The organism is Pseudomonas sp. R28(2017), from assembly GCF_002112505.1.
Taxonomy (GTDB): Bacteria; Pseudomonadota; Gammaproteobacteria; order Pseudomonadales; family Pseudomonadaceae; genus Aquipseudomonas.
In genome coordinates, this window is the sequence record NZ_NEHW01000029.1 from 1 (window position 1) to 6,312 (window position 6,312).

Consider the following 6,312-nt stretch of genomic DNA (forward strand, 5'->3'; position numbering starts at 1 on the left):
GCGGTGAAATCGACCGAGCCGGAGCTGGCATTGACCGGAATGGTGATGCTCTGACCGTTGGCCAGGGTGATCACCAGCGGGGTGCCGGTCACAGGTGCAGTGACGGAAGCGGTATAGGTGATCACGCCGCCTTCAGTCACGCTCGGGGTGGCCGTCAGGGTCACGGTCGAGGTATCGATCGAGTCAGTGATCGCAGTCACAGCCGGCGTCGGGCTGACTTCCAGGTGCTCGAAGTCACCACCGGTGGTGCCGGTGACCGTCACGCTGACATTGCCAGCATCCACATAAACGGTGTTGGCCGGTGCATTGAACGGCACGCTGCCTTCGGTCTCGCCCTTGGCGATGGTAATGACCGCGCCGTTGCTCAGGGTGATGGTCATGTCGCTGCCGGCCGCATTGGTCAGCTTGGCGGTGTAGACGATGCTGCCGCCTTCCTCGACGGTGTTGCTGGCCGTCAGGGTCAGGCCGGTGCTGTCCAGCTTGGCTGGATCATCGGTGACCGTGGTGCTTGGGGTGCCGGCAGTATCCAGCTTCTCGTAGTTGCCACCGGTGACGCCGGTGATGCTGTTGGTCACCGGTGTATTGGTGGTGTAGACGTTGTTCGGCGCGGTGAAATCGACCGAGCCCGAGCTGGCATTGACCGGGATGGTGATGCTCTGACCGTTGGCCAGGGTTATCACCAGTGGAGTGCCAGTGACCGGCGAGGTCACGCTCGCGGTGTAAGTGATTACGCCGCCTTCCACGGCCGAAGCGGTGGCGGTCAGAGTGACAGTCGAGGTATCGATCGAATCGGTGATCGCAGTCACGGCTGGCGTCGGGCTGACTTCCAGGTGCTCGAAGTCACCACCGGTGGTGCCGGTGACCGTCACGCTGACATTGCCAGCATCCACATAAACGGTGTTGGCCGGTGCGTTGAACGGCACGCTGCCTTCGGTTTCACCCTTGGCGATGGTAATGACCGCGCCGTTGCTCAGGGTGATGGTCATGTCACTGCCGGCCGCATTGGTCAGCTTGGCGGTGTAGACGATGCTACCGCCTTCCTCGACGCTGTTGCTGGCCGTCAGGGTCAGGCCGGTGCTGTCCAGCTTGGCTGGATCATCGGTGACGGTGGTAGACGGATTACCAGTGGTGTCCAGCTTCTCGTAGTTACCGCCCGTCACGCCGGTGATGCTGTTGGTCACCGGGGTGTTGGTGGTGTAGACGTTGTTCGGTGCGATGAAGTCGACCGAGCCCGAGCTGGCATTGACCGGAATGGTGATGCTCTGGCCGTTGGCCAGGGTGATCACCAGCGGGGTGCCGGTTACTGGAGAGGTCACACTCGCGGTGTAAGTGATTACGCCGCCTTCGGTGACCGAAGGCGTGGCACTCAGGACGACCGTCGAGGTATCGATCGAGTCGGTAACGGCAGTGACTGCCGGGGTCGAGCTGACGTTGAGGTTCTCGAAATCACCACCGGTAGTTCCGGTGATGGTCGCTTCGACCTTGCCGGCATCCACGTAGACAGTGTTCTTCGGCGCATCGATGGTGACGCTGCCTTCGCTCAGGCCTTTGCCGATGGTGATGGTTTCACCATTGCTCAGGGTGACCTTCATCTCGCTGCCGGCTGGGTTGGTCAGCTTCACGGTGTAGGTGATCTGGCCGCCTTCCTCGACGGAACCGGTGGCGGTCAGGCTGACACCGGTGGTGTCCAGGCGCGACGGGTCATCGTTGACCGTGGTGCTTGGGGTGCCTGCGGTGTCCAGCTTCTCGTAGTTGCCACCGGTGACGCCGGTGATGCTGTTGGTCAGCGGGGTGTTGGTGTTGTAGACGTTGTTCGGCGCCACGAAGTCCACGGAGCCGGTGGTCTGGTTCAGGCCAATGGTGATGGTCTGGCCGTTGGCCAGGCTGATGACCAGTGGCGAGCCGGTGACCGGCGCGCTGACGGTGGCGGTGTACACCACGGTGCCGCCTTCGGTGACCGAAGGCGTGGCACTCAGGACGACCGTCGAGGTATCGATCGAGTCGGTAACGGCAGTGACTGCTGGGGTCGAGCTGACGTTGAGGTTCTCGAAATCACCACCGGTAGTGCCGGTGATGGTCGCTTCGACCTTGCCGGCATCCACATAGACGGTGTTTTTCGGCGCATCGATGGTGACGCTGCCTTCGCTCAGGCCTTTGCCGATGGTGATGGTCTCACCATTGCTCAGGGTGACCTTCATCTCGCTGCCGGCTGGGTTGGTCAGCTTCACGGTGTAGGTGATCTGGCCGCCTTCCTCGACGGAACCGGTGGCGGTCAGGCTGACACCGGTGGTGTCCAGGCGCGACGGGTCATCGTTGACCGTGGTGCTTGGGGTGCCAGCGGTGTCCAGCTTCTCGTAGTTGCCACCGGTGACGCCGGTGATGCTGTTGGTCAGCGGCGTGTTGGTGTTGTAGACGTTGTTCGGTGCTACGAAGTCCACGGAGCCGGTGGTCTGGTTCAGGCCAATGGTGATGGTCTGGCCGTTGGCCAGCGAAATCACCAGCGGCGAGCCGGTCACCGGTGCGCTGACAGTGGCGGTGTACACCACGACGCCGCCTTCCGTTACCGAAGGCGTGGCACTCAGGACGACCGTCGAGGTATCGATCGAGTCGGTAACGGCAGTGACTGCTGGGGTCGAGCTGACGTTGAGGTTCTCGAAATCACCACCGGTAGTTCCGGTGATGGTCGCTTCGACCTTGCCGGCATCCACGTAGACAGTGTTCTTCGGCGCATCGATGGTGACGCTGCCTTCGCTCAGGCCCTTGCCGATGGTGATGGTTTCACCATTGCTCAGGGTGACCTTCATCTCGCTGCCGGCAGGGTTGGTCAGCTTCACGGTGTAGGTGATCTGGCCGCCTTCCTCGACGGAACCGGTGGCGGTCAGGCTGACACCGGTGGTGTCCAGGCGCGCCGGGTCGTCGGTGACGGTGGTAGACGGATTACCGGTGGTGTCCAGCTTCTCGTAGTTACCGCCCGTCACGCCGGTGATGCTGTTGGTCACCGGGGTGTTGGTGGTGTAGACGTTGTTCGGTGCGATGAAGTCGACCGAGCCCGAGCTGGCATTGACCGGGATGGTGATGCTCTGGCCGTTGGCCAGGGTGATCACCAGCGGGGTGCCGGTTACTGGAGAGGTCACACTCGCGGTGTAAGTGATTACGCCGCCTTCCACGGCCGAAGCGGTGGCGGTCAGAGTAACAGTCGAGGTATCGATCGAATCGGTGATCGCAGTCACGGCTGGCGTCGGGCTGACTTCCAGGTGCTCAAAGTCACCACCGGTGGTGCCGGTGACGGTGGCGCTGACATTACCGGCATCGACGTACACGGTGTTGGCCGGTGCATTGAACGGCACGCTGCCTTCGGTTTCACCCTTGGCGATAGTGATGACGGCGCCGTTGCTCAGGGTGATGGTCATGTCGCTGCCGGCCGCATTGGTCAGCTTGGCGGTGTAGACGATGCTGCCGCCTTCCTCGACGGTGTTGCTGGCCGTCAGGGTCAGGCCGGTGCTGTCCAGCTTGGCTGGATCATCGGTGACCGTGGTGCTTGGGGTGCCGGCGGTGTCCAGTTTCTCGTAGTTACCGCCAGTCACGCCGGTGATGCTGTTGGTCACCGGGGTGTTGGTGGTGTAGACGTTGTTCGGTGCGATGAAGTCGACCGAGCCCGAGCTGGCATTGACCGGGATGGTGATGCTCTGGCCGTTGGCCAGGGTGATCACCAGCGGGGTGCCGGTTACTGGAGAGGTCACACTCGCGGTGTAAGTGATTACGCCGCCTTCCACGGCCGAAGCGGTGGCGGTCAGAGTAACAGTCGAGGTATCGATCGAATCGGTGATCGCAGTCACGGCTGGCGTCGGGCTGACTTCCAGGTGCTCAAAGTCACCACCGGTGGTGCCGGTGACGGTGGCGCTGACATTACCGGCATCGACGTACACGGTGTTGGCCGGTGCATTGAACGGCACGCTGCCTTCGGTTTCACCCTTGGCGATGGTGATGACCGCACCGTTGCTCAGGGTGATGGTCATGTCACTGCCGGCCGGGTTGGTCAGCTTGGCGGTGTAGACGATGCTACCGCCTTCCTCGACGCTGTTGCTGGCCGTCAGGGTCAGGCCGGTGCTATCCAGCTTGGCTGGATCATCGGTGACCGTGGTGCTTGGGGTGCCGGCGGTGTCCAGTTTCTCGTAGTTACCGCCAGTCACGCCGGTGATGCTGTTGGTCACCGGGGTGTTGGTGGAGTAGACGTTGTTCGGTGCGATGAAGTCGACCGAGCCCGAGCTGGCATTGACCGGGATGGTGATGCTCTGGCCGTTGGCCAGGGTGATCACCAGCGGGGTACCGGTTACTGGAGAGGTCACACTCGCGGTGTAAGTGATTACGCCGCCTTCGGTGACCGAAGGCGTGGCACTCAGGACGACCGTCGAGGTATCGATCGAGTCGGTAACGGCAGTGACTGCCGGGGTCGAGCTGACGTTGAGGTTCTCGAAATCACCACCGGTAGTGCCGGTGATGGTCGCTTCGACCTTGCCGGCATCCACGTAGACAGTGTTCTTCGGCGCATCAATAGTGACGCTGCCTTCGCTCAGGCCCTTGCCGATGGTGATGGTTTCACCATTGCTCAGGGTGACCTTCATCTCGCTGCCGGCAGGGTTGGTCAGCTTCACGGTGTAGGTGATCTGGCCGCCTTCCTCGACGGAACCGGTGGCGGTCAGGCTGACACCGGTGGTGTCCAGGCGCGCCGGGTCGTCGGTGACGACGGTGGTCGGCGTGCCGGCAGTATCCAGCTTCTCGTAGTTGCCACCGGTCACGCCGGTGATGCTGTTGGTCACCGGGGTGTTGGTGGTGTAGACGTTGTTCGGCGCGGTGAAATCGACCGAGCCCGAGCTGGCATTGACCGGGATGGTGATGCTCTGACCGTTGGCCAGGGTTATCACCAGTGGAGTGCCAGTGACCGGCGAGGTCACGCTCGCGGTGTAAGTGATTACGCCGCCTTCCACGGCCGAAGCGGTGGCGGTCAGAGTAACAGTCGAGGTATCGATCGAATCGGTGATCGCAGTCACGGCTGGCGTCGGGCTGACTTCCAGGTGCTCAAAGTCACCACCGGTGGTGCCGGTGACGGTGGCGCTGACATTACCGGCATCGACGTACACGGTGTTGGCTGGTGCGTTGAACGGCACGCTCCCTTCGGTTTCACCCTTGGCGATAGTGATGACCGCACCGTTGCTCAGGGTGATGGTCATGTCGCTGCCGGCCGCATTGGTCATCTTGGCGGTGTAGACGATGCTACCGCCTTCCTCGACGCTGTTGCTGGCCGTCAGGGTCAGGCCGGTGCTGTCCAGCTTGGCTGGATCATCGGTGACCGTGGTGCTTGGGGTGCCGGCGGTGTCCAGTTTCTCGTAGTTACCGCCAGTCACGCCGGTGATGCTGTTGGTCACCGGGGTGTTGGTGGAGTAGACGTTGTTCGGCGCGGTGAAGTCGACCGAGCCGGAGCTGGCATTGACCGGGATGGTGATGCTCTGACCGTTGGCCAGGGTGATCACCAGCGGGGTGCCGGTCACAGGTGCAGTGACGGAAGCGGTATAGGTGATCACGCCGCCTTCAGTCACGCTCGGAGTGGCCGTCAGGGTCACGGTCGAGGTGTCGATCGAATCGGTGATCGCAGTCACAGCCGGCGTCGGGCTGACTTCCAGGTGCTCGAAGTCACCACCGGTGGTGCCGGTGACCGTCACGCTGACATTGCCAGCATCCACATAAACGGTGTTGGCCGGTGCATTGAACGGCACGCTGCCTTCGGTCTCGCCCTTGGCGATGGTAATGACCGCGCCGTTGCTCAGGGTGATGGTCATGTCGCTGCCGGCCGCATTGGTCAGCTTGGCGGTGTAGACGATGCTGCCGCCTTCCTCGACGCTGTTGCTGGCCGTCAGGGTCAGGCCGGTGCTGTCCAGCTTGGCTGGATCATCGGTGACGGTGGTGCTTGGGGTGCCGGTGGTGTCCAGCTTCTCGTAGTTGCCACCGGTGACGCCGGTGATGCTGTTGGTCAGCGGGGTGTTGGTGGTGTAGACGTTGTTCGGCGCGGTGAAATCGACCGAGCCCGAGCTGGCATTGACCGGAATGGTGATGCTCTGGCCGTTGGCCAGGGTGATCACCAGCGGGGTACCAGTGACTGGAGAGGTCACGCTCGCGGTGTAAGTGATTACGCCGCCTTCCACGGCCGAAGCGGTGGCGGTCAGGGTCACGGTCGAGGTGTCGATCGAATCGGTGATCGCAGTCACAGCCGGCGTCGGGCTGACTTCCAGGTGCTCGAAGTCACCACCGGTGGTGCCG

Annotated in this window: 1 protein-coding gene; it reads right to left on the reverse strand. The window is 62.5% G+C overall.

What is annotated here, in order from left to right; translation table 11 throughout:
- Positions 1-6,312 (reverse strand): immunoglobulin-like domain-containing protein (locus CAF78_RS28510; protein ID WP_371915523.1); only part of this gene is annotated, 6,312 nt, incomplete at both ends.